Origin of the sequence: Levilactobacillus enshiensis (genome assembly GCF_007115095.1) — a bacterium.
In the GTDB taxonomy this organism is placed as follows: domain Bacteria; phylum Bacillota; class Bacilli; order Lactobacillales; family Lactobacillaceae; genus Levilactobacillus; species Levilactobacillus enshiensis.
Genome location: NZ_SULH01000037.1, coordinates 1 through 639 on the forward strand (window position 1 = coordinate 1; position 639 = coordinate 639).

Genomic DNA, 639 nt, shown 5'->3' on the forward strand with positions numbered 1-639 from the left:
CAATCAGCGACCTCTTTAGCGTCTTTGAACTCGGTGACTGGTGTCCCTTCGGTCGCCTTTAAAAAGCGTAAATTAGCTCTTTCTTCTTCGCTTAAAGACACATTAAAAGGTAAAGCACCATTAGCAACAATCCGCTTGTAAAACATGTTAATGGCCGTGGTTGGATTTAAGCCCAATTCGCTTAAAACTGCTTCGGTATCATCGGCCAAATCTTTATCAATCTTGACTTGGACCCGTTTCTTTTCATTAACCGCCATGATTGTCTCATCTCCCTTCTTCTACCACTACTATTATACTACCTTTTGAGTACCTTATCAATAGATAAAGCCCTGGCCTCAAATCACTTGAGGTTGGCATTGATCTAAAGGCTGAACTTTTGAGCTGGTTAGCCTGGTTAGCTCTGGCACTCATTTAAAAGCCCCTATTCTTCTGTTTAAGCCATTTAAATCTAACTTAAGTATAAAGGGAAGGTGAGTAAGTCTCAAAACCGTTTAGAAAGGATTTTGCAGCCTTTTAGGACTAGTAGTACAACCCACTGTTGTCGTTGTCGGCCGGCTTTTCTTCTTCGGGGTGTTTGGCCGCGTATTCTCTAGCCGCTTGTTTATTCCACCAAACACCAAATAGATTTTGCATGGTGCC

1 protein-coding gene and 1 pseudogene are annotated in these 639 nt (G+C 42.1%); both read right to left on the bottom strand.

From position 1 onward, the window contains the following. Positions 1-257: type II toxin-antitoxin system RelB/DinJ family antitoxin (locus FAY32_RS14455; protein ID WP_143464130.1), on the bottom strand; the 257-nt coding region annotated here is incomplete at its 3' end. A 262-nt stretch (positions 258-519) separates the two neighbouring features. Next, positions 520-639 (bottom strand): annotated as a pseudogene (locus FAY32_RS15040) (replication initiator protein A); the annotation flags it as partial.